The sequence below is a fragment of the Paenarthrobacter sp. 10L420 genome, from assembly GCF_056395385.1.
Map to the genome: position 1 here is coordinate 576,458 of NZ_JBFTJK010000001.1, position 24,035 is coordinate 600,492.

At 61.1% G+C, this 24,035-nt stretch carries 34 protein-coding genes; 32 read left to right on the plus strand and 2 right to left on the minus strand.

Features of this window, described 5'->3' with window-relative positions; all coding sequences use genetic code 11:
- Positions 1 to 18: 18 nt before the first annotated feature.
- The 32 genes from rplB (at position 19) to truA (ending at position 22,093) form a co-directional block, all read left to right on the plus strand.
- Complete coding sequence (gene rplB, locus AC1DD5_RS02780) at positions 19 to 858, plus strand: 50S ribosomal protein L2 (RefSeq protein ID WP_011775592.1); 840 nt, start codon at positions 19 to 21, stop codon at positions 856 to 858.
- Between the two features lie 12 nt (positions 859 to 870).
- Entirely contained in the window at positions 871 to 1,152 is a 282-nt protein-coding gene (rpsS, locus tag AC1DD5_RS02785; RefSeq protein ID WP_011775591.1) for a 30S ribosomal protein S19, read from the plus strand.
- A 38-nt stretch (positions 1,153 to 1,190) separates the two neighbouring features.
- Positions 1,191 to 1,556, plus strand: coding sequence for a 50S ribosomal protein L22 (gene rplV, locus AC1DD5_RS02790; RefSeq protein ID WP_431115942.1), 366 nt, complete (start codon positions 1,191 to 1,193; stop codon positions 1,554 to 1,556).
- Positions 1,557 to 2,378: a 30S ribosomal protein S3 gene (gene rpsC, locus AC1DD5_RS02795; protein ID WP_216925088.1), complete on the plus strand. Its 822-nt coding sequence runs from the start codon at positions 1,557 to 1,559 to the stop codon at positions 2,376 to 2,378.
- A complete protein-coding gene (gene rplP / locus AC1DD5_RS02800; RefSeq protein ID WP_003803795.1) occupies positions 2,379 to 2,795 on the plus strand; it encodes a 50S ribosomal protein L16 in 417 nt (138 codons plus the stop codon). It begins immediately after the preceding gene.
- Positions 2,796 to 2,797: 2 nt separating this feature from the next.
- Positions 2,798 to 3,118, plus strand: coding sequence for a 50S ribosomal protein L29 (gene rpmC / locus AC1DD5_RS02805; RefSeq protein ID WP_275959788.1), 321 nt, complete (start codon positions 2,798 to 2,800; stop codon positions 3,116 to 3,118).
- Positions 3,115 to 3,411: a 30S ribosomal protein S17 gene (gene rpsQ / locus AC1DD5_RS02810; protein WP_142938371.1), complete on the plus strand. Its 297-nt coding sequence runs from the start codon at positions 3,115 to 3,117 to the stop codon at positions 3,409 to 3,411. The genes rpmC and rpsQ overlap by 4 nt, the downstream gene beginning before the upstream one ends.
- Positions 3,412 to 3,765: 354 nt before the next feature.
- Positions 3,766 to 4,134: a 50S ribosomal protein L14 gene (rplN, locus tag AC1DD5_RS02815; protein ID WP_003803789.1), complete on the plus strand. Its 369-nt coding sequence runs from the start codon at positions 3,766 to 3,768 to the stop codon at positions 4,132 to 4,134.
- A gap of 3 nt (positions 4,135 to 4,137) precedes the next feature.
- The gene (gene rplX, locus AC1DD5_RS02820) at positions 4,138 to 4,497 is read left to right on the plus strand and encodes a 50S ribosomal protein L24 (RefSeq protein WP_442004064.1); all 360 of its coding nucleotides are present in this window, start codon (positions 4,138 to 4,140) and stop codon (positions 4,495 to 4,497) included.
- Entirely contained in the window at positions 4,497 to 5,084 is a 588-nt protein-coding gene (gene rplE / locus AC1DD5_RS02825) for a 50S ribosomal protein L5 (RefSeq protein WP_144648593.1), read from the plus strand. Before rplX ends, rplE begins: the two co-directional genes overlap by 1 nt.
- Positions 5,085 to 5,162: 78 nt before the next feature.
- Positions 5,163 to 5,561: a 30S ribosomal protein S8 gene (gene rpsH / locus AC1DD5_RS02830; RefSeq protein ID WP_216925090.1), complete on the plus strand. Its 399-nt coding sequence runs from the start codon at positions 5,163 to 5,165 to the stop codon at positions 5,559 to 5,561.
- Between the two features lie 18 nt (positions 5,562 to 5,579).
- Entirely contained in the window at positions 5,580 to 6,116 is a 537-nt protein-coding gene (gene rplF, locus AC1DD5_RS02835; RefSeq protein WP_477520558.1) for a 50S ribosomal protein L6, read from the plus strand.
- A 3-nt stretch (positions 6,117 to 6,119) separates the two neighbouring features.
- Positions 6,120 to 6,503 carry a 50S ribosomal protein L18 gene (rplR, locus tag AC1DD5_RS02840; protein ID WP_223933973.1) on the plus strand — a complete coding sequence of 128 codons (384 nt, stop codon included), beginning with the start codon at positions 6,120 to 6,122 and terminating at the stop codon, positions 6,501 to 6,503.
- A gap of 29 nt (positions 6,504 to 6,532) precedes the next feature.
- The gene (gene rpsE / locus AC1DD5_RS02845) at positions 6,533 to 7,204 is read left to right on the plus strand and encodes a 30S ribosomal protein S5 (RefSeq protein ID WP_442004123.1); all 672 of its coding nucleotides are present in this window, start codon (positions 6,533 to 6,535) and stop codon (positions 7,202 to 7,204) included.
- 2 nt (positions 7,205 to 7,206) lie between these two features.
- A complete protein-coding gene (gene rpmD, locus AC1DD5_RS02850; RefSeq protein ID WP_216925092.1) occupies positions 7,207 to 7,413 on the plus strand; it encodes a 50S ribosomal protein L30 in 207 nt (68 codons plus the stop codon).
- Positions 7,413 to 7,895 (plus strand): 50S ribosomal protein L15, encoded by a 483-nt coding sequence (gene rplO / locus AC1DD5_RS02855; RefSeq protein ID WP_224164997.1) that lies wholly within the window; start codon positions 7,413 to 7,415, stop codon positions 7,893 to 7,895. The genes rpmD and rplO overlap by 1 nt, the downstream gene beginning before the upstream one ends.
- 186 nt (positions 7,896 to 8,081) lie before the next feature.
- Entirely contained in the window at positions 8,082 to 9,392 is a 1,311-nt protein-coding gene (gene secY / locus AC1DD5_RS02860) for a preprotein translocase subunit SecY (RefSeq protein ID WP_216925094.1), read from the plus strand.
- A gap of 5 nt (positions 9,393 to 9,397) precedes the next feature.
- Complete coding sequence (locus tag AC1DD5_RS02865; RefSeq protein WP_224091119.1) at positions 9,398 to 9,967, plus strand: adenylate kinase; 570 nt, start codon at positions 9,398 to 9,400, stop codon at positions 9,965 to 9,967.
- A 111-nt stretch (positions 9,968 to 10,078) separates the two neighbouring features.
- Positions 10,079 to 11,134, plus strand: a complete 1,056-nt coding sequence (locus AC1DD5_RS02870; RefSeq protein ID WP_477520559.1) for a 3-oxoacyl-ACP synthase III family protein — start codon at positions 10,079 to 10,081, stop codon at positions 11,132 to 11,134.
- On the plus strand, positions 11,134 to 11,919 hold the full coding sequence (locus AC1DD5_RS02875; RefSeq protein ID WP_477520560.1) for a glycosyltransferase family 2 protein: 786 nt from the start codon (positions 11,134 to 11,136) through the stop codon (positions 11,917 to 11,919). The genes AC1DD5_RS02870 and AC1DD5_RS02875 overlap by 1 nt, the downstream gene beginning before the upstream one ends.
- A 37-nt stretch (positions 11,920 to 11,956) precedes the next feature.
- Positions 11,957 to 13,174, plus strand: coding sequence for a cytochrome P450 (locus AC1DD5_RS02880; RefSeq protein ID WP_477520561.1), 1,218 nt, complete (start codon positions 11,957 to 11,959; stop codon positions 13,172 to 13,174).
- Complete coding sequence (locus AC1DD5_RS02885) at positions 13,167 to 14,927, plus strand: class I adenylate-forming enzyme family protein (protein ID WP_477520562.1); 1,761 nt, start codon at positions 13,167 to 13,169, stop codon at positions 14,925 to 14,927. The genes AC1DD5_RS02880 and AC1DD5_RS02885 overlap by 8 nt, the downstream gene beginning before the upstream one ends.
- Entirely contained in the window at positions 14,924 to 15,835 is a 912-nt protein-coding gene (locus AC1DD5_RS02890) for an NAD-dependent epimerase/dehydratase family protein (RefSeq protein ID WP_477520563.1), read from the plus strand. Before AC1DD5_RS02885 ends, AC1DD5_RS02890 begins: the two co-directional genes overlap by 4 nt.
- Positions 15,836 to 15,867: 32 nt before the next feature.
- The gene (map, locus tag AC1DD5_RS02895; RefSeq protein WP_477520737.1) at positions 15,868 to 16,695 is read left to right on the plus strand and encodes a type I methionyl aminopeptidase; all 828 of its coding nucleotides are present in this window, start codon (positions 15,868 to 15,870) and stop codon (positions 16,693 to 16,695) included.
- Positions 16,696 to 16,757: 62 nt separating this feature from the next.
- Positions 16,758 to 17,753, plus strand: coding sequence for a P1 family peptidase (locus AC1DD5_RS02900; protein ID WP_477520564.1), 996 nt, complete (start codon positions 16,758 to 16,760; stop codon positions 17,751 to 17,753).
- Positions 17,754 to 17,947: 194 nt separating this feature from the next.
- Positions 17,948 to 18,169, plus strand: coding sequence for a translation initiation factor IF-1 (infA, locus tag AC1DD5_RS02905; RefSeq protein ID WP_011775571.1), 222 nt, complete (start codon positions 17,948 to 17,950; stop codon positions 18,167 to 18,169).
- 73 nt (positions 18,170 to 18,242) lie between these two features.
- A complete protein-coding gene (gene rpmJ / locus AC1DD5_RS02910) occupies positions 18,243 to 18,356 on the plus strand; it encodes a 50S ribosomal protein L36 (RefSeq protein ID WP_011775570.1) in 114 nt (37 codons plus the stop codon).
- A 196-nt stretch (positions 18,357 to 18,552) separates the two neighbouring features.
- Positions 18,553 to 18,930 carry a 30S ribosomal protein S13 gene (gene rpsM, locus AC1DD5_RS02915; RefSeq protein WP_011775569.1) on the plus strand — a complete coding sequence of 126 codons (378 nt, stop codon included), beginning with the start codon at positions 18,553 to 18,555 and terminating at the stop codon, positions 18,928 to 18,930.
- Between the two features lie 51 nt (positions 18,931 to 18,981).
- Positions 18,982 to 19,383, plus strand: coding sequence for a 30S ribosomal protein S11 (gene rpsK / locus AC1DD5_RS02920; protein ID WP_014922380.1), 402 nt, complete (start codon positions 18,982 to 18,984; stop codon positions 19,381 to 19,383).
- Positions 19,384 to 19,532: 149 nt separating this feature from the next.
- Positions 19,533 to 20,543 carry a DNA-directed RNA polymerase subunit alpha gene (locus AC1DD5_RS02925; RefSeq protein ID WP_011775567.1) on the plus strand — a complete coding sequence of 337 codons (1,011 nt, stop codon included), beginning with the start codon at positions 19,533 to 19,535 and terminating at the stop codon, positions 20,541 to 20,543.
- A gap of 66 nt (positions 20,544 to 20,609) precedes the next feature.
- Positions 20,610 to 21,170: a 50S ribosomal protein L17 gene (gene rplQ / locus AC1DD5_RS02930; protein ID WP_216925100.1), complete on the plus strand. Its 561-nt coding sequence runs from the start codon at positions 20,610 to 20,612 to the stop codon at positions 21,168 to 21,170.
- A gap of 32 nt (positions 21,171 to 21,202) precedes the next feature.
- Positions 21,203 to 22,093 (plus strand): tRNA pseudouridine(38-40) synthase TruA, encoded by an 891-nt coding sequence (truA, locus tag AC1DD5_RS02935; RefSeq protein WP_477520565.1) that lies wholly within the window; start codon positions 21,203 to 21,205, stop codon positions 22,091 to 22,093.
- 110 nt (positions 22,094 to 22,203) lie between these two features.
- Here the strand turns inward: truA and AC1DD5_RS02940 are convergent, their stop codons facing one another.
- Positions 22,204 to 23,082, minus strand: coding sequence for a type II secretion system F family protein (locus AC1DD5_RS02940; RefSeq protein WP_477520566.1), 879 nt, complete (start codon positions 23,080 to 23,082; stop codon positions 22,204 to 22,206).
- 11 nt (positions 23,083 to 23,093) lie between these two features.
- Positions 23,094 to 24,035 carry a type II secretion system F family protein gene (locus tag AC1DD5_RS02945; protein ID WP_477520567.1) on the minus strand — a complete coding sequence of 314 codons (942 nt, stop codon included), beginning with the start codon at positions 24,033 to 24,035 and terminating at the stop codon, positions 23,094 to 23,096.

The window sequence follows — 24,035 nt, forward strand, 5'->3', positions numbered from 1 at the left end:
TTAACGAGGAAATAAATTATGGGAATCCGTAAATACAAGCCGACTACCCCGGGCCGTCGTGGCTCGAGCGTAGCCGACTTCGCTGAAATCACGCGATCGACTCCGGAAAAGTCGTTGCTGCGTCCGCTGCACAAGACTGGCGGCCGTAACAACTCCGGTAAGATCACCACCCGTCACAAGGGTGGTGGGCACAAGCGCCAGTACCGTCTGATCGACTTCCGTCGTCACGACAAGGACGGCATCAACGCCCGCGTTGCCGAAATCGAGTACGACCCGAACCGCACGGCTCGCATCGCACTCCTGCACTACGTTGATGGCACCAAGCGTTACATCATCGCTCCTAACAAGCTGTCCCAGGGTGACTTCGTCGAGGCTGGTCCCGACGCTGACATCAAGCCGGGCAACAACCTGCCGCTGCGCAACATCCCGGTTGGTACCGTTATCCACGCAGTTGAACTGCGTCCGGGTGGCGGCGCCAAGATGGCACGTTCCGCTGGTGCTTCGGTACAGCTCGTTGCCAAGGAAGGCCGCTTCGCCCAGCTGCGTCTGCCCTCCGGCGAAATCCGCAACGTTGACGTGCGCTGCCGCGCAACCGTCGGCGAGGTCGGCAACGCCGAGCAGTCGAACATCAACTGGGGCAAGGCCGGCCGTATGCGCTGGAAGGGCGTTCGCCCGACCGTCCGTGGTGTAGCCATGAACCCGGTTGACCACCCGCACGGTGGTGGTGAAGGTAAGACTTCCGGTGGACGTCACCCGGTTAACCCGAACGGCAAGCCCGAGGGCCGTACCCGCCGTCCGAACAAAGAGAGCGACAAGCTTATTGTTCGTCGCCGCCGTACTGGCAAGAACAAGCGATAGGAGCCTGGACACATGCCACGCAGCCTGAAAAAAGGTCCTTTCGTTGACCAGCACCTCTTTGTGAAGGTCGCACGGGAAAACGATAAGGGCACCAAGAACGTCATCAAGACCTGGTCCCGCCGTTCGATGATCATCCCCGACATGCTCGGGCACACGATCGCCGTACACGACGGACGCAAGCACATTCCGGTGTTTGTCACTGAGTCGATGGTCGGGCACAAGCTCGGCGAATTCGCTCCCACGCGGACATTCCGCGGCCATGTTAAGGACGACCGTAAGGGCAAGCGCCGCTAGGCGCCTGACTTTACGTCTTAGACGAGAGAAGGAAAGCAATGGAAGCCAAGGCTATTGCGCGTCACATCCGCGTAACGCCTATGAAGGCCCGGCGCGTCGTCAACCTTGTTCGTGGTAAGCAAGCGAATGAGGCTCTGGCAATTCTGAAGTTTGCCCCCCAGGCAGCTTCGGAGCCGGTATTCAAGGTACTTCAGTCGGCAATGGCCAACGCACGTGTCCTCGCGGACCGTGACGGCGTTGCATTCGACGACAGCGACCTGTTCGTCAGCGAAGCATTCGTTGATGAAGGCCCGACCATGAAGCGGTTCCAGCCGCGTGCCCAAGGCCGCGCCTACCGCATTAGGAAGCGGACCAGCCACATCACCGTGGTCGTCGCAACCCCGGAGAAAGAGGAGGCTCGCTAAGTGGGACAGAAAGTAAACCCGCACGGGTTCCGACTCGGCATCACCACCGACCACGTTTCGCACTGGTTTGCTGACAGCAACAAGGCCGGACAGCGCTACAAGGATTTCGTCCGCGAGGACATCAAGATCCGTCAGCTCATGTCCACTGGCATGGAGCGCGCCGGCATCGCCAAGGTTGAGATCGAGCGCACCCGTGACCGTGTCCGCGTGGATATCCACACGGCACGCCCGGGTATCGTTATCGGTCGCCGTGGCGCCGAAGCAGACCGCATCCGCGGCGAGCTCGAAAAGCTCACTGGCAAGCAGGTTCAGCTGAACATCCTCGAGGTCAAGAACCCCGAGATGGAAGCACAGCTTGTTGCCCAGGGCATCGCTGAGCAGCTGACTTCCCGCGTGGCTTTCCGCCGTGCGATGAAGAAGGCCATGCAGTCCGCACAGCGTGCGGGTGCCAAGGGTATCCGTGTTGCTTGCTCGGGTCGTCTGGGTGGCGCAGAAATGTCCCGCTCGGAGTTCTACCGCGAAGGCCGTGTGCCCCTGCACACCCTCCGCGCGAACATCGACTACGGCTTCTACGAAGCCAAGACCACCTTCGGCCGCATCGGTGTGAAGGTTTGGATCTACAAGGGTGACGTAACCGCCAAGGAACTGGCTCAGCAGGCAGCTGCTGCTCCGTCCCGTGGCCGCGCAGGAGACCGTCCGGGCCGCCCGGGTGGCGACCGCCGTCGTCGTAACGACCGCCCGGCCGCTGACGCAGCACCGGTTGCTGCAGAGGCTCCGGCCGCTGAAGCTGCTGCTCCGGCAGCAGAAGGAGGAGAGGCTTAAATGCTTATCCCACGTCGAGTCAAGCACCGTAAGCAGCATCACCCGGGTCGTTCCGGCGCTGCAACGGGTGGCACCAAGGTCAGCTTCGGTGAGTACGGTATCCAGGCCCTGAGCCCGGCATACGTGACGAACCGTCAGATCGAGTCCGCCCGTATCGCGATGACCCGCCACATCAAGCGTGGCGGTAAGGTCTGGATCAACATCTACCCGGACCGTCCGCTGACGAAGAAGCCTGCTGAAACCCGTATGGGTTCCGGTAAGGGTTCTCCGGAATGGTGGGTCGCAAACGTCAAGCCGGGCCGGGTTCTCTTCGAACTCTCCGGTGTCAATGAAGAGGTAGCTCGCGAGGCCCTGCGCCTGGCAATCCACAAGCTCCCGTTGAAGGCACGCATTGTGCGTCGCGAAGGTGGTGAATAGAAATGGCAGTAGGGTCGAAGGATCTCGCACCCGCACAGCTGGACGGTTTCGACAACGAGCGTCTCGTTGAAGAACTCCGCAAGTCCAAGGAAGAGCTGTTCAACCTGCGTTTCCAGTCCGCCACCGGTCAGCTGGAGAACCACGGTCGCCTGCGTGCGGTAAAGAAGGACATCGCACGCATCTACACCGTTCTGCGTGAGCGCGAGCTGGGCATTCGTGCCGAGGTTGCCGCACCGGTTGTGGAAGCCAAGGAAGAAAAGAAGTCCAAGAAGGCTGCCAAGGCTGAAACTGCCGAAGCTGAAGCTGGAGAGGACGCCAAGTGAGCGAGAAGGAAACTGTGACGGAAGCAGCAGCCAGCGCTGAACAGCGCGGTTACCGTAAGACGCGTCGCGGCTACGTTGTCTCTGACAAGATGGAAAAGACCATCGTTGTTCAGGTTGAAGACCGCGTGAAGCACGCTCTGTACGGCAAGGTTATTCGCCGCACCTCGAAGGTCAAGGCTCACGACGAAGAGAACACCGCCGGCATCGGCGACCTCGTTCTCATCTCTGAGACCCGCCCGCTGTCCGCTACCAAGCGGTGGCGCCTGGTGGAGATCCTCGAGAAGGCCAAGTAAATCCGACGCTGGGCTTGCCCGGTTGAGATTTATTGGAAGGGTCCGCGTTCTACATGGAACGCGGGCCCTTCCGCGTTCCTGGCACGTTTCGGAAAGACCAGCGAAACATGCTAGGATATTGAGTTTGTATGGCGCCAATTGTGCGTCATCAACTACCTCGTAAACAATCGTGCCGCTGCATACTGCCCCGCGCAGAGTTTTCTGCAAGGGAAGCTGATGCTCGTGGCACGGGCGTTTAGGCCTCTTCTGGCAAAATCCAGGCAGGTCAAGAGACACCCCGATCAACCGTTCCGCAAGGCTCATTCCGTATGCATGATTTCGGTCTGAGAACCGGCGCGACGCAAGGAGTAAAAATTGATTCAGCAGGAGTCGCGACTCAAGGTCGCCGACAACACGGGTGCTAAGGAAATCCTTACCATTCGCGTTCTCGGTGGATCCGGTCGTCGCTACGCAGGCATTGGCGACGTCATCGTCGCTACCGTCAAGGACGCTATTCCCGGCGGAAACGTAAAGAAGGGCGACGTCGTTAAGGCGGTCATCGTCCGTACCAAGAAGGAACGCCGCCGTGCGGATGGTTCCTACATCAAGTTTGACGAAAACGCAGCTGTGATCCTGAAGAACGACGGTGACCCCCGCGGTACCCGTATCTTCGGCCCGGTTGGTCGTGAACTTCGCGACAAGAAGTTCATGAAGATCGTTTCGCTGGCCCCGGAGGTGCTTTAGTCCATGGCTAAGATCAAAAAGGGTGACCTCGTTCAGGTCATCACCGGCGCCAAGCAGGAACGTGGCGGCGACCGCGGCAAGCAGGGCAAGGTCCTGCGCGTATTCCCGGATACCAACCGCGTGCTGGTAGAGGGAATCAACCGCGTCACCAAGCACACCAAGGTCGGTCAGTCGCAGCGCGGCACCAAGACCGGTGGCATCGAGGTCATTGAGGCCCCGATCCACGTTTCCAACGTTGCTCTGGTTGACCCGTCGACCAAGAAGCCGACCCGTGTTGGTTTCCGTCTCGACACCGTTGAGAAGGATGGCGCTACCAAGACCGTCCGTATCCGCGTGTCCAAGGCCACCGGGAAGGACATCTGATGAGTGAAACACTGTCTGAGACTACCGTCGCAAACAAGATCGTTCCGCGTCTGAAGACGAAGTATGCAGAGACCATCAAGAAGTCCCTGCAGGACGAGTTCAGCTATGCGAACGTGAACCAGGTTCCCCGCCTGGTGAAGGTTGTTGTGAACATGGGTGTTGGAGATGCCGCCAAGGACTCCAAGCTGATCGACGGCGCTGTCCGCGACCTCACCCTGATCACCGGCCAGAAGCCGCAGGTAACCAAAGCCCGTAAGTCGATCGCACAGTTCAAGCTGCGCGAAGGCATGCCGATCGGTGCACACGCAACCCTGCGTGGAGACCGCATGTGGGAATTCGTGGACCGTCTGGTTTCGCTGGCTCTGCCGCGTATCCGTGACTTCCGCGGCCTCAACGGCAAGCAGTTCGATGGCAACGGCAACTACACCTTCGGTCTGACCGAGCAGGTTATGTTCCACGAAATCGACCAGGACTCCATCGACCGCGTTCGCGGTATGGACATCACGGTCGTCACCACCGCCAAGACCGACGACGAAGGCCGCGCGCTGCTCAAGGCGCTTGGTTTCCCGTTCAAGACCGAAAACTAACTACGTAACAGGTCCGGCAGCGCAGGCTCGCAAGAGCAGGCGCAGCGGAAACCGTTATGAGGAAGGGCTATAGCCCAAATGACTATGACAGATCCTGTCGCAGACATGCTCACGCGTCTGCGCAATGCAAACTCGGCATACCACGACACCGTGACCATGCCGTACAGCAAGCTGAAGGCACGCGTTGCTGACATCCTGAAGGCAGAAGGCTACATTGCCGGCTGGAAGGAAGAAGACGCCGAGGTTGGCAAGAAGCTGACCATCGACCTGAAGTTCGGTCCGAACCGCGAGCGTTCCATCGCTGGCGTCCGCCGCATCTCCAAGCCGGGCCTCCGCGTTTACGCGAAGTCCACCAACCTGCCGCACGTGCTGGGTGGCCTGGGTATCGCAATCCTGTCCACCTCTTCCGGCCTCCTGACTGACAAGCAGGCCGGCAAGAAGGGCGTGGGCGGCGAAGTCCTCGCGTACGTCTGGTAACGGGAAAGGAAGAGAATAATGTCACGTATTGGACGTCTCCCCATCACCGTTCCTGCCGGAGTTGAGGTCAAGCTCGATGGCTCCGTCATCAGCGTCAAGGGTTCCAAGGGAGAGCTGAGCCACACTGTAGCCAGCCCGATCGAGGTTACCCAGGAAGAGAACACTCTCACGGTCACCCGCCCGAACGACGAGCGCAACTCGCGTTCGCTGCACGGCCTGACCCGCACCCTGATCGCCAACATGATCCAGGGCGTTACCGAGGGCTACGAGAAGAAGCTTGAAATCGTTGGTACTGGTTACCGCGTTCAGGCAAAGGGTTCTGACCTGGAGTTCGCTCTTGGCTTCAGCCACCCGGTTAACGTCTCGGCACCCGAAGGCATCACCTTCGTAGTAGAGGGTCCGACCAAGCTCTCTGTTGCGGGTATCAACAAGCAGCAGGTCGGCGAGGTTGCTGCCAACATTCGCAAGCTGCGCAAGCCTGACCCCTACAAGGGCAAGGGTGTCCGTTACGCCGGCGAAGTCATCCGCCGCAAGGTCGGAAAGGCTGGTAAGTAAACCATGGCCATCGCAATTAACAAGAAGCGTACGAACAAGAGCAAGTCTGCTGCACGCAGCCGTCGCCAGCTTCGTATCCGCAAGCGCATCACCGGTACGGCTGTACGTCCTCGTCTGGTCGTCAACCGTTCGGCCCGCCACATCTTCGTCCAGGTTGTCGATGACAGCAAGGGTGTAACCGTGGCTTACGCTTCCACCCTGGAAGCTGATCTTCGCGCTCTCGACGGAGACAAGACTGCCAAGGCCAAGCGCGTCGGCGAGCTCGTTGCCGAGCGTGCCAAGGCTGCAGGCGTCGAAGCTGTTGTCTTCGACCGTGGCGGTAACAAGTACCACGGCCGCATCGCCGCCGTCGCTGACGGTGCTCGCGAAGGTGGGCTGGCACTGTGACCGTTGAAAATAACGAAAAGGACATTCAGGTGACTGAAGCTGTAGCTGCTGAAGCAACTGAGACCGCACCCGCTGCCGATGACCGCCGCGGCGGCCGTCGTGGCGAGCGCGGCGAGCGTGGCCAGGGCCGCGGCGACCGTGGTGGCCGTGGTGGCCGCGACGGCGGTCGCGAAGCCGAGAAGAGCCAGTTCGTAGAGCGCGTTGTAACCATCAACCGCGTTGCCAAGGTCGTCAAGGGTGGTCGTCGCTTCAGCTTCACCGCACTCGTCGTCGTCGGTGACGGCAACGGCATGGTTGGCGTTGGCTACGGCAAGGCCAAGGAAGTTCCCGCTGCTATCGCAAAGGGCGTTGAAGAGGCCAAGAAGTCCTTCTTCCGCGTTCCGCGCGTTGGCAACACCATCCCGCACCGTGTGCAGGGTGAGGCTGCTGCAGGCGTTGTCCTGCTGCGTCCGGCTTCCGCCGGTACCGGTGTTATCGCCGGTGGTCCGGTCCGCGCGGTACTGGAGTGCGTGGGTATCCACGACATCCTCTCCAAGTCGCTCGGTTCCTCCAACGCGATCAACATCGTTCACGCGACCGTTGCCGCTCTGAAGCAGCTCGAAGAGCCCGCTTCCGTGGCTGCCCGCCGTGGCCTGCCGCTGGACGAGGTTGCTCCGGCTGCTCTGGTGCGCGCGCTCCAGAACCAGAAGGCAGGTGTTTAGTCATGGCTAAGAACCTGACTCCCTCCGACGCCAAGTTGGAGATCACCCAGATCAAGGGCGTCATCGGCGCCAAGCAGAACCAGAAGGCTACCCTCCGGTCCCTCGGCCTGAAGCGCATCGGACACACCGTTGTCCGTGACGCCGACGCCGTGACCGTTGGAATGCTCAACACGGTTCCGCACCTCGTGAATGTAGAGGAGGCGAAGTAATGGCAGAGAACAAGACCGCCGCAGAAGCTGCTGAGAAGCAGAACGCTCTGAAGGTCCACCACCTGCGTCCCGCCCCGGGTGCCAAGACCACCAAGACCCGTGTTGGTCGTGGTGAAGGCTCCAAGGGTAAGACCGCTGGTCGCGGTACCAAGGGTACGAAGGCCCGCTACCAGGTAAAGGCTGGCTTTGCCGGCGGCCAGCTGCCGCTGCACATGCGCCTGCCGAAGCTGCGCGGCTTCAAGAACCCGTTCCGGGTTGAGTTCCAGGTTGTGAACCTGGACAAGCTCAACGAGCTGTTCCCGGAAGGTGGCGCTGTCACCGTTGAGTCCCTGGTTGAGAAGGGTGCTGTTCGCAAGAACCAGCCCGTCAAGGTCCTGGGCACTGGCGACATCACCGTCAAGGTTGACGTCACCGCTCACGCTTTCTCTTCCAGCGCTGCTGAAAAGATTGCTGCAGCTGGTGGAAGCACCACTGCTCTCTAAGAGCCAGTGGGGCTGATCCCCGTTGTGAAAAAGATCCCGGTATGCGGGGCTTCGGCCCCGTATACCGGGATTTTTTGCATGAAAGTGAACTCTCGATTATTACGACGGCGTCACAAGCAGCTAGACTCGGTTGTTGGGTTTCATTGAGCCCATCCACATCCTTGTACTTTCTACTCAGGAGGACGCTTGCTAAGCGCATTCGGCCGGGCGTTTCGGACGCCTGATTTGCGACGCAAGTTGTTGTTCACGCTGGGAATCATCACAATCTTCCGCTTGGGAGCTTTCATCCCCTCGCCTGGTGTGAACTACCAGAATGTCCAGCAATGCTTGAACAACGGTGACACCTCGCAGGGCATTTACCAGCTGGTTAACTTGTTCAGCGGCGGCGCGTTGCTGCAGGTCTCGATCTTTGCACTGGGCATCATGCCCTACATCACGTCGAGCATCATCGTTCAGTTGCTCCGGGTGGTCATTCCCCGGTTCCAGCAGCTCTACGAAGAGGGCTCCTCGGGCCAGTCGAAGTTGACCCAGTACACCCGGTACCTCACCATCGCCCTCGGCCTCTTGAACGCCACCACACTGGTGTCCTTGGCGCGCTCCGGCCAGCTTCTTCCGGGTTGTAACCTCCCGATCATTCCTGATGACAGCATCATTACCACGCTGCTCATCATCATCACGCTGACGGCCGGTACGGGCCTCATCATGTGGATGGGCGAGCTCGTTACGGAGAAGGGCGTGGGCAACGGAATGTCGCTGCTCATCTTCACCTCCATTGCTGCAGGTTTCCCGCGTTCACTTGGTTCCATCTGGGAGACGAAGGGACCGGGGACGTTCTTCATCGTCCTGGCGATCGGCTTGCTCACGGTGGCCCTGGTGGTCTTCGTGGAGCAGTCCCAGCGGCGGGTTCCCGTCCAGTATGCCAAGCGCATGATCGGACGCCGCACCGTGGGTGGCACAAGCACCTACATCCCCATCAAGGTGAACATGGCCGGCGTCGTGCCCGTCATCTTCGCTTCCTCCATGCTGTACCTGCCGGGCCTGATTGCTCAGTTCAACCAGCCGAAGGCAGGGGAGCAGTTGGCGCCGTGGGTTGAGTGGATCAACAACAACCTCACCCGTGGCGACCACCCCATCTACATGGCGCTCTACTTCGCCATGATCGTGTTCTTCACCTACTTCTACGTGGCCATCACCTTCAACCCTGAAGAAGTGTCGGACAACATGAAGAAGTACGGCGGGTTCATTCCGGGCATCCGGGCGGGTAAACCGACCGCGGACTACCTGCAGTACGTGCTTTCCAGGATCACCTTGCCTGGAGCCTTCTACTTGGGCTTCGTGGCGTTGATTCCGCTGGTTGCACTCGTCCTGATCAACGCCAACCAGAACTTCCCGTTCGGTGGCACGTCAATCCTGATCATGGTGGGTGTCGGTCTGGAAACCGTCAAGCAGATTGATGCGCAGCTACAACAACGTCACTACGAAGGGCTTTTGCGATGACGAGAATGCTGATCATTGGACCTCCCGGTTCGGGTAAGGGTACGCAGGCTGAGCGGATTTCCGAGCGCCTCGGCGTAGTCGCCATCTCCACCGGCGACATCTTCCGTGCCAACGTAAAGGGCGAAACCCCTTTGGGCATCGAAGCAAAGAAATACATGGATGCAGGCGACTTCGTTCCGGACAGCGTCACGAACAACATGGTTCGTGACCGCCTGAGCCAGAGCGACGTCGAGAATGGCTTCCTGCTGGATGGATACCCGCGCACCACGGCGCAGGTTGACTACCTCGACCAGATCCTCGCTGAAGGCGAGCAGGAGCTCGACGTCGTGCTCCAGCTGACTGCCGACGACGAAGAACTGGTGTCCCGCCTCCTGGGCCGTGCGAAGGAAACCGGACGCTCTGACGACAATGAGGCCGTCATCCGTCACCGGCTGGACCTGTACCACGAGCAGACTGAGGCCGTTGTCGCCAAGTATGCCGAGCGTGGCATCCTGACGCAGGTTGACGGCATCGGCGGCATCGACGAAGTCACCGACCGCGTCCTCACAGCCATCGAGTCGGCCAAGGCCGTCTAGCAAGGCTTTTCCACATAGCCGGATCGTCGGCGCTGGAGCAAAAGGGTGTGTCCCGTACCATTGGTGCGGGACACACCCTTTTCGTTTCGCGGCAGTTTTTGGGGGAACCGCATGCAAACAGCTCTTTCCGGGCACAGCAGGATTGCAGGTTTGGAGGTCTACCTTCCGCCTGCGCGCCTGGACACTGCCGCCGTCGAACGCCGTATTGGTGAGTCGAGTCCGGGGTTCCGTGTCCCGAAGGGCTTGATCTCCCGCGTTACCGGTATCCGGTCCCGGAGCGTCATGGCGGACTCGGAACAGGCGTCGGACCTTGCGGCCCATGCAGCCGCAAAGCTGCTGGCTGAATGCGGACTGCAGCCCTCGGATATAGACCTCCTGATCTTCGCGTCCGCCAGCCAGGACATGGTGGAACCGGCCACGGGCCACATGGCGGCCGCCAAGCTCGGACTCGCCTGCCCTGTGATGGACGTGAAGAATGCGTGCAACAGTTTCCTGAACGGCTTGGAGGTGGGCGATGCCCTGATTGCCACGGGCCGGTATGTCAGGGTCCTGGTGGTCACAGGGGAGTCGCCGTCGCGGGCCATCCGCTGGAGAGTTCCGGACTTTGACACTTTCGCGTCAAGCTTTCCCGGGTACACCATGAGCGACGGCGGCGCGGCGGTGTTGCTCGAACCTGCGGAATCAGCGGCAATGGAGACGAACCGACTGGAGGTCGGTCCGGGAGGCATTCTTGGCATGGGCTTCACAGCCCGCAGCAGCCACTGGTCGGTCGGCACCTTGGCTGCGGGTGGATCTGCGTATCCGCGCGATCCGGAAGCGACCTATTTCACCATGGACGGGGAGAAGCTCAAGGACGCATTTCTGGATCTGGGCTGCGGCGTCCTGGACGAAACATTGGACCGGCTGGAATTGCAGTGGACGGACTTTGCCGTGGTTTGTGTGCATCAGGTGAGTGCACCGTACCGGGAAGTCTTTGCAGAGCGAGCGGGTGTGCCAACAGAGCTTCTGGTTCCATCGGTAGAGGACTTCGGAAATTTGGCCTCCGTTAGCTTGCCCCTGCAACTGAAACTTGCCGTGGACAGTGGCCGCTGCGGTCCGGGAGATCTTGTGGCCTTGGTGGGACTCGCGGGCGGCGTGAGCCTGGGCATGGCGGTGGTGCGGCTGTGATGCTGGAAGGCCATCTGGGAAGCCTGGCCCCTACCCGGCCGCTGTCCATCGCTGTGCCCATGCTGAACGAACAGAAGCTGGTCCGGCAGACGCTGGGCTCTCTTGCGGCCCAGGAGCATCAGGACTTCACGGTGGTGGTGGTCGATAACGGATCGACGGACGACAGCCGTTTGATCGTGGCAGGGTTCGCCGCGGCTCATCCCCACATGGATATCAGGCTTGTGTATGAGGCCGAGAAGGGGACGGGCGCGGCCGCAGACACGGGCATGCGCTTCGGTGTGGAGCACGGCGCAACGTGGCTCGCCCGGACGGATGCCGATTGTCTCGCTGCGCCGGATTGGACCGCCAAAATTGTTCAGGGGTTGCACGACGGTCTGGAACTCATCGCCGGCCAGCTTGTGCCCCGCGAGGACGAAGGGATCAGTACAGGGGAGCGGAGGATGATGTTGCTCGCCGTCGAGATCGCATCTTTCTTCGGTCGGATCCGCCCCGGCAATAAGGGTGACGGGTACCTGGGTCCTTATCAGATGCTTCCGGGGTGCAATATGGCGATCACGGCAGACATGTATGACCGTTCCGGCGGATTCCCGAGGACCAGCATCGAAGACCTCCACGAAGACCGCGCACTGTCCAACCGCGTGCGAAAGCTGACCCGCAATTACGCGTTGCGCCGGGATGTTGTGGTTTACGGCTCCTCACGGCGGGTCAAAGCCTGGGGCTTGAAGAACACCCTGGCTTGGTATGCGGACCACCGGTACCGCCCAGAGCACGTGGACATCCGGTGACCGTGTGATGCTCAACGGAAGGATGTCCAACGGAGGGATGCCCAACGGCAGCATGCCTAGCGGCAGGATGCCCGGCGGCGTCATCTGCAAGGCCGAACGCTGGGAGCAGCGTGTTCAGCTGGGGGCGCATCCATTGCTGTACCCGGCGATCCGGGGGCTGGGCAGCCTGCGGCCGGTGATGCGTTTGCCCGGCCTGGGGATCCTCGTCAGCGAAGCCGCCTTGGTGCGTGACGTTCTCATGGATAGCCAACGATTCATCAAGAACGGACCGTCCGGTTCGGGTGCGCTCTGGACTCCCGTAGTGGGGCCAAAGGCGTTGGTGAACATGGACGGCACCGAGCACAGGGAGCTGCGGCGGAAGCTCGCGGACCTCTTCACTCCAGGCTCGGTGGCGACAATTGTTGAGCCGGCCGCTGCTTCGCTTCATGATCGCTTACACCACGGATTGGACGCAGGTGGCCACGTGGACCTGGTGGACTGCGTCAAGGAGCTTGCTGGGGGAGTCATCTCCAAGCTGCTGGGCGTGCCGGATGATGCGCCTGGCCGGTTGCCCAACAGGGAACTCTTCAATCTAGGGTCTTCCATCTCTTCGCTCGTTCGCCTGGGGCGCCCCACGTTGACGGTGAGGCAGGTCGCCAAGGGAAGATCCGCCGTCGGGGTTTTGGCAGGACCGGCGCGGGAAGCGTACCGGAAGGGCAATCCCCAAACGTTTCCCGGCCGGCTGCGCGGACTCGGCATGACCGAGGAAGAAGCCATGGGTATCATCAGCGCGTTCGTGATGGTGGGAACAGAGACGTTAGTGTCCTTTGCTCCGCGGCTGATTGCCCTGCTCGCTGACAGCGGACGCATTGCGGGCCTTGTTGAGGATCGATCCGGTGTTGCCTCGGCCGTGAACGAGGCATTACGGTTCACCGTGCCGTCCCCGATGATGCTGAGGGATGCTGTTTCTCCTGGGACCCTTGGCGGAGTCGCTTTCCGGGCCGGAGACCGTCTTTTGCTGTCGACTGTTCACGCGTCTAAAAGCCTGGGCGGATTCGAACCTGGGATTCCCACCCCGCCCTATGCGCGTCAGCTTTGGTTCGGCGCGGGTCCGCACTTTTGTATCGGCATGCCGTTGGCTATGGCCGAGATCAACGCCACGCTGTCTTTGCTTCTGGACAGGTACGCCCACCATCCGTGGGTCATCTCGTCACGTCAAGTTAGCAAGGGTGTGCTCATTCCGGCGTACAGGAAGTTGGAGCTGGTCAATGCTTGATGACGCATTGTTGGAAGATACGGTGTCCGGCACGGATCTCATCGAGGCTGTCTACGCGGCAGCGGAGCGCGTGCCTGAGAGCCCCGCGATCACGGCGCCCGGCAGACTTTCTCCCTGGAACCATGCTCCAGGGCGACTACGGCGTCCAGGCCGGCTGCGACCAGGACGGACCATCACATACCGCGAACTAGTGAACGGTATAGATGCCACTGCCCGGCATCTCCAGGATGATGGCTTCGGTGCCGGTGAGCGGATGCTGTTCTCGGTCCGCCCCAGCCCGGCAGCGTTCATCCTGGCCCTGGGGGCAGTCCGGGCCGGTGGTTCTGTGGTGTTCATCGATCCGGGAATCGGACCGTCGCTTTTCCATGACCGGGCCAGGCTGGCTGCCCCTCGGTGGGCGGCCGCCGAGTCACTCCTCTACGCGGTGAGTACCAAGAGCCCGCTACGGCCACTGGCCCGGCGGAGGGGATTGCTGCTGCCGGATTACGGTGCCATGGATGTCCGGCACTACTACTCCGGACCGTGGCTCCCCGGCGTACCCCGAGGCGCGACGCCGGTGAAGCGACTCGCCAGTGCGGCGCTTCTTAGAGACAGCGTTCCGTCGTCTACAGGGTCTTCCCCCAGTCAGGAAGCCGTGATTATTTTTACGTCCGGGACCACCGGCGTTCCTAAAGGCGTGGTGCACACACGAGGCTCGCTTGCGGCAGGATTCGAGCAGCTCAACCAGCGCTGTACGTTTGGCGAGGGCGATCGCATCCACTCCGAGCAACTGATGATGGGCTTGCCGGCACTCATCGCCGGCGCGCAGTGGACCATGCCCGGCTATGGCTTCTCCGCGCACATTGATCCTCTTCGCTTGGCACGCGAGCTTGGGCCGGTGGCTGGCAAAGAAGACTCGTACGACGGCGCGACGCACCTTTTCCTTGTGCCCTCCCAGTTGGCGCCCATCCTGGATGCGGTGGAGGACGGCAGCGTAAGGCTCCCCGGAACACTGCGGACAGTAATGCTTGGAGCCGCGCCGGTGCTGGCTCCGTTCCTGAAACGGGCAACGGCGCTGCTTCCCGGCGTCGAGTTCAAACTCATCTACGGTATGACGGAGTTGCTGCCAATCGCCGTCGCTGATGGTAGGGAGAAGCTGGCCTTTGCGTCCGGCGCTGAAGCCGAATTCACGTCGCCGGATGGAAGCGGCGAAGGCGATTTCCTCGGAGAGCCGCTACCCGCCGTCGGGATCCGGGTGGGGGAGGACCACGAACTGTACGCCCGGGGACCGAACATGTGCCACGGATATCTGGGCGAGGAAGCCATGATTGAACACGCCACCGGAGACCTGGTGCGGCTGGACCACGGTGCGGGAGGCCCCGGAACGGGTCCCGCGCGCTTGGTGATGATCGGGCGCAAGAAGGACATGATCATCCGGGGCAAGACCAACATCTACCCAGCACTGTATGAACCGCTGATCACTTCCGTGCCCGGAGTTCAGCAGGCCGTCATGGTGGGGGTTCCGGACGGGATCGGTGATGAAGCTGTGTGGCTGGCCGTCGTGCCTGCACAGGGGCTGTCAGAGACACAGGGGAGGCAGCTGAAAGCAAAGCTAACCAAGGTCCTCCCGGCGATGATTGACGAATCCGCTCTCCCCGATCACATCGAAATCCTGGATGCCATCCCCCACAGCGGACGCCACAAAAAGCCGGACCGGGAAGCACTTCGATGCGAATTTGCCCGCAGGTCTGCTGACAAAGCCGGCGCTCAGTGAGAATCGCGGTCACCGGGGCCACAGGATTCATTGGGGGAGCAGTCGCCACTGCCGCCGAGGCCCAAGGCTGGGAAGTTGTTCGTTTCGCACGGCGCCAGGGCCCTGGGCTGACGTATTGGGACCTGACTGGTGTGCCTCCTGCCCGATTGACGGGCGTGGACGCGGTGATCCATACCGCCGCCCAAGTGGCGGACTGGGGCGACGCCCGGACGTTCCACCGAACGAATGTGCTGGGAACCCGTGCCGTGGCTGAGGCCTACCCAACAACACGACTGGTTCACATTTCCAGTTCAAGCGTCTACCCGTGGTGGGAGCCCTGCACCAACCGCGGCGAAGAAGACGTGGCTGTGCGCCACCTCAACGCCTACGCAAGGAGTAAAGCGCTCGCCGACGTGGAGGCCCGACGGCATCGCAATGCCGTGGTTCTTCGGCCCCACGGAGTTTACGGACCAGGGGACCGGACGCTGCTGCCGCGCCTGATCAGCAATGTCCGCCGCAGCCAGCTAATCACCGTTGGCCATGCCGGTATTCGTCATCAGCTCACGCACGTGGAAAATCTCACAGAGGCAGCGCTGGCAGCTGCACAGTCCCGGGTCAATGGAGCCATCAACGTAGCAGACGCGGAGCCCCTGGAGCTCGGGACCGTGCTGAGGCAGGTACTCGATGCCACCGGCCATACCCGGGTCGGCATCAGGTACGTCCCCGAGCCCGCTGCCATGGCTCTTGCCGGTATTTCCGAGGCTGTAGCCCTCGTTTCCGGCCAAGCACCACGGCTCACACGCTACGCCGTCAGCCAGCTCGGACGGGAGAGGACTTACCGTTTGGACCGACTCCGCGACGAGCTGGGAATCGAACCAATTTCGACCTCGCTCTCCGATGCGGGAAAATGGTTGGAGCACGGGGCCTGATCGGCCCCTACAGCAAACATCCAGAGGAGAACATGGCGTTCGGTCAGCCCCGCATCGAGTACAAAACCAACGAGCAAATGCGCAAGATGCACGAGGCCGGTTTGGTCCTCAGCCGTGCACTTGACGCTGCCGTTGCGGCGGCCAAGGCAGGCGTCACCACCAAGGACCTCGACGAAGTTTTTGCGGCAGTCCTGAATGACGCCGGTGCCAAGTCCAACTTCCTTGGCTACCACGGCTTCCCTGCCACCATCTGCACATCAGTCAACGAGGAAGTGGTCCACGGTATCCCCGGAAATCGCGTCCTCAACGATGGCGACATCATTTCCATCGACGGCGGCTGCATTGTTGACGGATGGCACTCGGACTCCGCCCGCACCGTCATCGTTGGCACGGCAGACCCTGAGGACCAGCGGCTCTCGGATGTCACCGAGGCCGCCATGTGGCGAGGGATTGCTGCTCTAGCCAACGGCAAGTTCGTGGGCGATATCGGCAACGCCATTGATGACTACGTTTCTTCCGTCCCCGGTAAGCCCCTGGGCATCCTGGAGGACTACGTGGGCCACGGCATCGGTTCGGAAATGCACATGGCCCCGGACGTCCTGAATTACCGCACCAATCACCGCGGCCCCAAGATCCGCCCGGGGCTGTGCCTCGCGATCGAACCAATGCTGGTGCGCGGTGGCATCGAGACTGCCACCTTGGACGACGACTGGACCGTTGTCACCACCGACGGCAAGCGCTCCTGTCAGTGGGAGCACTCCGTGGCTGTGCACGAAAAGGGCATCTGGGTCCTGTCTGCCCCGGACGGAGGTGCCGAGCAGTTGGCGCCGCTCGGCGTCGTGCCTGTCCCCATCCCGTAACCTGAACGCTCCGTGCGCAGCAATCCGGCTCAGGGCGTTGCCGCCAGGTGGACAATGGTGCCATGAGTGCGATCACTGATGTGCCCGGCATCCGTATTGGCCACGTTCAGAAGAACGACGGCGGGTGGCTGAGCGGCGTGACGGTCGTCCTTCCACCCGTGGAAACCGTGGGGTCGGTGGACGTACGCGGGGGAGGTCCTGGTACGCACGAAACTGACGCTCTTGATCCGACAACATTGGTATCCACGGTCGACGCCATCGTGCTGACGGGTGGCAGTGCTTTTGGGCTCGCCTCCGCTACTGGTGCCCAACTCTGGTGTGAGGAGCAGGGCCGGGGCTTTGCCGTTCCCGGGACCGTGGTGCCGATTGTTCCGGCGGCCGCCATCTTCGACCTCGGACGCGGTGGTGACGTGAAAGCGCGACCCGACGCCGACATGGGCTACCAGGCAGCCGCAGCAGCGTTCGCCTCAGGTGACCATGCCGCCGTCGAACGCGGAAACGTCGGCGCCGGAACGGGCGCTGTGATTGCGCGCGGGCAATACAAGGGTGGGGTCGGAACATCTTCGATCACGCTCGACAGCATCTCTCCTGACGGCCCGGTGATCGTTGGCGCGATCGCGGTCGTGAACGCGCTCGGGACGCCGGTGGGGCTGGGGCCCGGCAGCGCGCGTCTAAGGGAGGCACGACCGAGCGCGCAGAGGGTCGCAGACCCAGTGGCTTCTACGGAAGGGCTCAACACCACGCTCGTCGTGATCGCTACGAATGCTGCGCTTGATGTTGCTGAGTGCAAGCGGACCGCCAGCTCCGGGCATGCGGGGCTGGCGCGGGCCTTGGATCCGTCCCATACTTTGGCGGACGGTGACACCGTGTTCGCCCTGGCGACTGGCGCCGTCGGGCTTGATCGCAGTACCGAGCAGGCACGGCAGGTATCGCTGATTACGCTCCAAAGTGCCGCAGCCGAAGCAGTGCGGTTGGCGATCCTGGACGGTGTTGAGGCGGCCGAAAGTGTCACGACGGCGGCGGGAGACTTCCCTGCTTACCGGCCCGTAGGGGAGTGACGGGCGGCGGTACGTGCGCTACCATGGACGGATTTAACTTTCCGGCCCCATTGGCGTAGAGTTATTTGTTGGTTGTCTGTGCAGCCACGCCCTTTTTAGTGTCGTGGTTCCAAGAGGGCCAAGCAAACAAAAAACGTCCGTTGGATTTTCGGTGCCTACCGGAGGACAGCGGCAAACAACAGTTAGCGGAGGATATGGCCAAGAAGGACGGGGTCATTGAGATCGAGGGCGTTGTGACTGAGGCGCTGCCCAACGCGATGTTTCGTGTTGAGCTCACCAACAAGCACGTCGTTCTCGCACACATCTCTGGGAAGATGCGTCAGCACTACATTCGAATCCTCCCCGAGGACCGGGTAGTGGTGGAGCTGAGCCCATACGACCTCACACGTGGTCGTATCGTCTACCGCTACAAGTAAATTGCTGGGCGGCCCCAGGCAATAGTGCCAAGCCGCTCCAGCAGATCAACTGCAAAACACGCAAAGGAACGCCATGAAGGTCAAGCCGAGCGTCAAGCAGATCTGCGACAAGTGCAAAGTGATCCGCCGTAACGGCCGGGTCATGGTGATCTGCGAGAACCCGCGCCACAAGCAGCGCCAGGGCTAATTCCCCTTCAGGGAATCAGCGCCCGCAAGGGCAAACCTGGGTTGCTAGCCCACGCAAGTAAATAAAGGCAGCACAAGTTGTGCCAGGACTGCATTACAGAGCCTGGTCAACGTACCCCCGGTCGGAGGCTGGGGCCACACGGAACGTGTGGGTGTACTGCCTACGACCTCCGGTTTATTCAAGGAGTACCGCCACTATGGCTCGTCTCGCTGGCGTAGACATTCCCCGCGAAAAGCGGTTGGAAATTGCGCTTACTTACATCTACGGCGTGGGCAAGACCCGTGCACACGAAACCCTGGCTGCCACCGGCATCAGCGCTGACGTTCGCGTCAAGGACCTGACTGACGCCGAGCTGGTCCAGCTGCGTGACTACATTGAAGGCAACTACAAGGTTGAGGGTGACCTTCGCCGCGAGGTAGCCGCTGACATCCGCCGCAAGGTTGAGATCGGCAGCTACGAAGGCCTGCGCCACCGCAAGGGCCTGCCCGTACGCGGACAGCGTACGAAGACCAACGCTCGTACCCGTAAGGGCCCGAAGCGCACCGTCGCCGGCAAGAAGAAGGCCGGACGTTAATCCCTCGGGATTGACCTGGTTTTCCCCCGATAACTTTCTGTAGGAGAAACAATGCCCCCGAAGACTCGTGGAGCGGTTCGTAAGCCGCGTCGCAAGGATAAGAAGAATATTGCGCTTGGCCAGGCGCACATCAAGAGCACCTTTAACAACACCATCGTGTCCATCACGGACCCGAACGGTGCTGTAATCTCCTGGGCTTCCGCCGGTGAGGTTGGCTTCAAGGGCTCCCGTAAGTCCACCCCGTTCGCTGCCCAGATGGCTGCTGAAGCTGCTGCAAAGCGCGCTCAGGAGCACGGTCTGCGCAAGGTTGACGTATTCGTCAAGGGTCCGGGATCCGGACGCGAAACCGCAATCCGTTCGCTTCAGGCTGCTGGCCTTGAGGTTGGCTCCATCCAGGACGTCACCCCCAGCGCCCACAACGGTTGCCGCCCGCCCAAGCGCCGCCGCGTCTAATTAGGTATTCCCTGTCTGACCGGCCGGGCCTGCTGTACATGGTTTAGACCATCTACAAGCATGGCCCGGCTGGTCAGGCTGGAAACCGAAGCCGATTTCCACCACCTGTGTTGCGTCATATAGCGGATGCTCGCCGAAAGGAAACCTAAGTGCTCATTGCACAGCGCCCCACCCTGTCTGAAGAAGTTGTATCCGAGAACCGCTCCCGTTTCATCATTGAACCGCTGGAGCCGGGCTTCGGCTACACCCTCGGAAACTCCCTCCGCCGTACCCTGCTCTCCTCCATCCCCGGTGCCGCTGTAACCAGCATCCGGATCGATGGCGTGCTGCACGAGTTCACCACGGTTCCGGGTGTCAAGGAAGATGTCACCGAGATCATCCTGAACATCAAGAACCTTTCGGTTTCCTCCGAGCACGACGAGCCGGTTGTTGCTTACCTGCGCAAGCAGGGCCCCGGAGTCGTCACAGCCGCGGACATTGCTCCGCCGGCCGGCGTCGAATTCCACAACCCGGATCTGCACATTGCCACTCTGAACTCGAAGGGCAAGTTCGAACTCGAACTGACCATCGAGCGAGGCCGTGGCTACGTTTCGGCAGCTCAGAACAAGTCCGGCGACTCCGAGATCGGCCGTATTCCGGTTGACTCGATCTACTCGCCGGTCATGAAGGTAACCTTCCGCGTGGAAGCTACCCGTGTTGAGCAGCGCACCGACTTCGACAAGCTCATTGTCGACGTCGAGACCAAGCAGGCAATCGCTCCGCGCGATGCCGTTGCTTCTGCAGGCACCACCCTGGTGGAACTGTTCGGTCTGGCTCGTGAGCTGAACACCGCAGCTGAAGGTATCGAGATTGGCCCGTCGCCGACGGACGCTGCCCTGGCAGCGGACATGGCTCTGCCGATCGAGGATCTGGACCTTACCGTCCGTTCCTACAACTGCCTCAAGCGTGAGGGCATCCACACCGTGGGTGAACTCGTTGCCCGCTCCGAGGCTGACCTGATGGACATCCGTAACTTCGGTGCGAAGTCCATTGACGAGGTCAAGGCAAAGCTCGTCGAACTGGGTCTGTCCCTCAAGGACTCCCCTCCCGGTTTCGATCTCGCAGCCCGCGCCGCAGCCATCGAAGAGGACGACGCCGCGTTCAGCGACGACGAGCTCTAAAAAGCAGATCTTGGCCGTCAGGTCCAGCGATGGACCTGACCGGCTTACACAACAGGAGAAATTATTATGCCTACCCCCACTAAGGGTCCGCGCCTCGGAGGCGGCCCGGCTCACGAGCGCCTGATGCTCGCGAACCTGGCAGCTGCTCTGTTTGAGCACAAGCGCATCACCACCACGGTTACCAAGGCCAAGCGCCTGAAGCCGTACGCAGAGCGTTTGGTCACCTTCGCCAAGCGTGGCGACCTCTCTTCCCGCCGCCGCGTTCTCGGCCTGATCAGCGACAAGGGCATCGTCCACGAGCTGTTCACCGACATCGCCGGCGCCGTCGCCAACCGCGATGGTGGCTACACCCGTATCACCAAGATCGGCAACCGCAAGGGCGACAACGCTCCCATGGCTGTCATCGAGCTCGTCCTCGAGCCGGTTTCCCCGAAGCAGGCCGTAGTTGCTGAAGCAACCGCTGCTGCTGCCAAGGCTGCCCCGGCTGCTGAGGAAGAGGTTGTTGAGACCGAGGCTGTAGAGACCGAAGCTGCCGAAACCGAAGAGGCTCCGGCCGCTGAGGCCGAGGCTGCTGACGCTGAAGTTGCTGAGACCGAAGAGGCTCCGGCCGCTGAGGACAAGAAGTAATTCACTGAATTCTTCACAGTAGACTTAAGTCTATGAACGAACGAAAACCCGCTGCCCCCGCTTTGGGGGGCGGCGGGTTTTTGCGTATCCGCATGGATCTTTCCTATGACGGAGGACCCTTCAACGGCTGGGCACTGCAGCCCGGCTTGGTCACCGTGCAGGGAGCACTTGAGGAAGCGCTGGCCCTCCTCGTGCGCCGTCCGGTCCGGGTCACGGTTGCTGGTCGCACTGACGCCGGCGTCCACGCCCGCGGCCAGGTGGTCCATCTGGATCTGACGGAAGCCGAGTGGCTTGGACTTCCGCGCGGGCACGAACTGGACCCCGCCGTGGCGCTTTTGCGTCGCCTTCGCGGGGCCCTCAGCCGCATTCTCGGTGACCTGACCGGTGCCATAGAAGTGCACGACGCCGGTCTGGCGCCGGAAGGATTCGACGCCCGGTTCTCCGCGTTGTGGCGGCGCTACAGTTACCGCATTGCCGATGGCGCGGAGCGTTGGGATCCGGTGCTTCGTGGGATCACGCTGTGGCACAAGGCGCCCTTGAACGTTGCGCTGATGAATGAAGGCGCTTCCCAGTTGCTGGGGCTCCAGGATTTCCGTTCCTACTGCAAGCCCCGCGAGGGAGCCACGACCATCCGCGAACTGCAGAAGTTTGAGTTCGAACGGGGGAGTGACGGGGTCATTGTCGCCACCGTTCAGGCGGATGCGTTCTGCCACAACATGGTCAGGTCCCTGGTGGGCTCGGCCCTGCGTGTTGGGGAGGGCCTGGAGCAACCGGGCTGGCTGCATGAACGGCTTCTGGAACGTAAGCGTGATGCGAAGTCCGTGTTGGCCGCACCCCACCCGTTGGTTCTGGAGGAAGTGGCGTACCCCTCGGACAGTGAGCTGCTGGCACGGGCTGAGCTGACGAGGGCCCGGCGCGAGTAACCCCGGACGTTGGAGGACCCCCTCCCGGCTCTGGGTACCGGAAGGGGGCCGTTGTGGCCGTCCACGGTCTGGGATCCGCGAACGGCCGGTCTAATTCCCGAGGGACAAGATCAGCTGAAGGCTTGGATGATCTTGATGGCCGCCGGACCCAGAAGGACTATGAACAGCACCGGAAAGATGCAGAACAGCAGGGGAAAGAGCACCTTGACGGGAAGTTTCATGGCCCGTTCTTCGGCATTCTGCCGACGCTTGACGCGTGCTTGCTTCGCTTGGGCGCGGAGGACGTTGGCTATACCTATGCCGTACTTGTCAGCTTGTATAACCGCCAAGACAAAGCTGCGCACATCTGGCACTGCGCAACGCTCTGCCAGAGCTTCGTAGGCTTCCTGGCGTGGACGACCGACCTGGATGTCTTGGAGAGTCCGCATGAGTTCAATGGCCAGGGGACCGTCTCCATTTGCTGATGCCCGTTCCATGGCAGATTCGAAGCCAAGTCCGGCTTCTACGGAAATGAGCATCTGGTCCAAGGTGTTGGGGAACTCGAGCTTTATTGCTTCCTGGCGTTTGATTCCTGTGTTGTAGATCAGGAGATCAGGGAGGAAATACAGGCTTATTGTCAGGAGCAAGCCAAAGGTGACGGCTGCGCCGTTTCCACTCGCTACCAGAAGTAGCACACCAGTCAATGCACCAGAGGTGGCCAGAATCGGCTTTATGGCAATAATTTTGGGCAGCGGCATCGAGCTGGGCCGCCCAGCCAAAGCTAGCCAATGGTCCAATTTAGCTTCGTAACTGCCAGGCATGAGTTTCCTGGCCACCCCGAGCACGATCGGGACGCGGCGGATACTTGCCTCAGCACCCGGACCAAACCCGGAGCCAAGATTTGACTGGATGGACACCAAGCCTTTGCGGTCAATGGTTGTCAAGGACCAAGCGAAATATGCCAAGGGCACCACGATAATGGCTATGAACAGCCATGCAATGGGAGTCATGATCGGACCTCCTAGAACTTGATCTTTACGGTGCGACTCATCCAGAAGCCACCTACGACAAAGAGCAGGAAACTCAGCACCGCCAGGGCTATTCCCACCGGTTGGTCAACAAAGACGCGCACATATCCTGGATTTATGATTGCGAGGGCACCTGCCACTACAAGAGGCAGGGCCATGAGGATCAAGGCGGACATCTTGCCTTCAGCGCTTAGGGACCGGACATGGCCCTTGATTTCACTTCGCTCGCGGATGGTTCCGGCGACCTGTTCCAAAACTTCTGCCAGGTCTCCTCCCACTTCACGATTTATCTGCACCGCCTGACCGATCCAGCGAAAATCTTCACTCTGCATCCGGTCGGCAGCGTCCTCAAGGGCTTGCCGGGGATCTTGCCCGATCCTGACCTCGTTCACTACTCGCCCCAACTCCTCAGAGGTGGGTGCTTGCGATTCCTTGGCTGCCGCTTCCAGTGAGCGCATGATGCTGTGCCCGACACGAAGACCGCCGATCAACATCTGGATGGTATCCGTCAGTTGCTTCTCAAACGCAGCCCTGCGCTTCTCCGTTTTGGACACTAGGACCAACTTGGCCCCGAAAGGGGCAGCAATAGCCAGGAGGATGCCAATGATGGGGTTAAGGAGCAGCCAACCGAAGCCGCCGAAAAGTAAAGTCGCAATACCGACCACGACAGTTACGTCGGCCGGCGCCTGCTTCACGCCGGCATTGTAGAGAACCTCGCGATTGAACGGTCCTCCGGACTTGCCAAGAGCCGAATCCACCCAGTGAACGGCGGACTCGGAAACACGGCCTACAACCGAAGCCTCTGATAACACCTCCATCCGGCGGCGCTCCAATGGGATGCTGCCGTTCCGCGGTTTCAAGACTACGGCGACCAGCACAACGAGGGCTGCGAGACATAGTCCGATCGCTGTGATGAAAATGAGCGGCGTGTCCAT

Excerpts from the sequence above, each read along its gene's own strand:
- AC1DD5_RS02880 (WP_477520561.1), top strand. The coding sequence starts at position 11,957 with ATGCCCAACGGCAGCATGCCTAGCGGCAGGATGCCCGGCGGCGTCATC.
- AC1DD5_RS02900 (WP_477520564.1), top strand. The coding sequence starts at position 16,758 with ATGAGTGCGATCACTGATGTGCCCGGCATCCGTATTGGCCACGTTCAG.
- truA (WP_477520565.1), top strand. The coding sequence starts at position 21,203 with ATGAACGAACGAAAACCCGCTGCCCCCGCTTTGGGGGGCGGCGGGTTT.
- rplX (WP_442004064.1), top strand. The coding sequence starts at position 4,138 with ATGGCTAAGATCAAAAAGGGTGACCTCGTTCAGGTCATCACCGGCGCC.
- AC1DD5_RS02940 (WP_477520566.1), bottom strand. The coding sequence starts at position 23,082 with ATGACTCCCATTGCATGGCTGTTCATAGCCATTATCGTGGTGCCCTTG.
- rplO (WP_224164997.1), top strand. The coding sequence starts at position 7,413 with ATGGCAGAGAACAAGACCGCCGCAGAAGCTGCTGAGAAGCAGAACGCT.
- AC1DD5_RS02865 (WP_224091119.1), top strand. The coding sequence starts at position 9,398 with ATGCTGATCATTGGACCTCCCGGTTCGGGTAAGGGTACGCAGGCTGAG.
- rpsH (WP_216925090.1), top strand. The coding sequence starts at position 5,163 with ATGACTATGACAGATCCTGTCGCAGACATGCTCACGCGTCTGCGCAAT.
- rpsS (WP_011775591.1), top strand. The coding sequence starts at position 871 with ATGCCACGCAGCCTGAAAAAAGGTCCTTTCGTTGACCAGCACCTCTTT.
- rplB (WP_011775592.1), top strand. The coding sequence starts at position 19 with ATGGGAATCCGTAAATACAAGCCGACTACCCCGGGCCGTCGTGGCTCG.
- rplE (WP_144648593.1), top strand. The coding sequence starts at position 4,497 with ATGAGTGAAACACTGTCTGAGACTACCGTCGCAAACAAGATCGTTCCG.
- rplP (WP_003803795.1), top strand. The coding sequence starts at position 2,379 with ATGCTTATCCCACGTCGAGTCAAGCACCGTAAGCAGCATCACCCGGGT.
- rpsK (WP_014922380.1), top strand. The coding sequence starts at position 18,982 with ATGCCCCCGAAGACTCGTGGAGCGGTTCGTAAGCCGCGTCGCAAGGAT.
- AC1DD5_RS02945 (WP_477520567.1), bottom strand. The coding sequence starts at position 24,035 with ATGGACACGCCGCTCATTTTCATCACAGCGATCGGACTATGTCTCGCA.
- rplF (WP_477520558.1), top strand. The coding sequence starts at position 5,580 with ATGTCACGTATTGGACGTCTCCCCATCACCGTTCCTGCCGGAGTTGAG.
- AC1DD5_RS02875 (WP_477520560.1), top strand. The coding sequence starts at position 11,134 with ATGCTGGAAGGCCATCTGGGAAGCCTGGCCCCTACCCGGCCGCTGTCC.
- map (WP_477520737.1), top strand. The coding sequence starts at position 15,868 with ATGGCGTTCGGTCAGCCCCGCATCGAGTACAAAACCAACGAGCAAATG.
- infA (WP_011775571.1), top strand. The coding sequence starts at position 17,948 with ATGGCCAAGAAGGACGGGGTCATTGAGATCGAGGGCGTTGTGACTGAG.
- rpmD (WP_216925092.1), top strand. The coding sequence starts at position 7,207 with ATGGCTAAGAACCTGACTCCCTCCGACGCCAAGTTGGAGATCACCCAG.
- rpsM (WP_011775569.1), top strand. The coding sequence starts at position 18,553 with ATGGCTCGTCTCGCTGGCGTAGACATTCCCCGCGAAAAGCGGTTGGAA.
- rplR (WP_223933973.1), top strand. The coding sequence starts at position 6,120 with ATGGCCATCGCAATTAACAAGAAGCGTACGAACAAGAGCAAGTCTGCT.
- rplV (WP_431115942.1), top strand. The coding sequence starts at position 1,191 with ATGGAAGCCAAGGCTATTGCGCGTCACATCCGCGTAACGCCTATGAAG.
- AC1DD5_RS02870 (WP_477520559.1), top strand. The coding sequence starts at position 10,079 with ATGCAAACAGCTCTTTCCGGGCACAGCAGGATTGCAGGTTTGGAGGTC.
- rpmC (WP_275959788.1), top strand. The coding sequence starts at position 2,798 with ATGGCAGTAGGGTCGAAGGATCTCGCACCCGCACAGCTGGACGGTTTC.
- rpmJ (WP_011775570.1), top strand. The coding sequence starts at position 18,243 with ATGAAGGTCAAGCCGAGCGTCAAGCAGATCTGCGACAAGTGCAAAGTG.
- rplQ (WP_216925100.1), top strand. The coding sequence starts at position 20,610 with ATGCCTACCCCCACTAAGGGTCCGCGCCTCGGAGGCGGCCCGGCTCAC.
- AC1DD5_RS02885 (WP_477520562.1), top strand. The coding sequence starts at position 13,167 with ATGCTTGATGACGCATTGTTGGAAGATACGGTGTCCGGCACGGATCTC.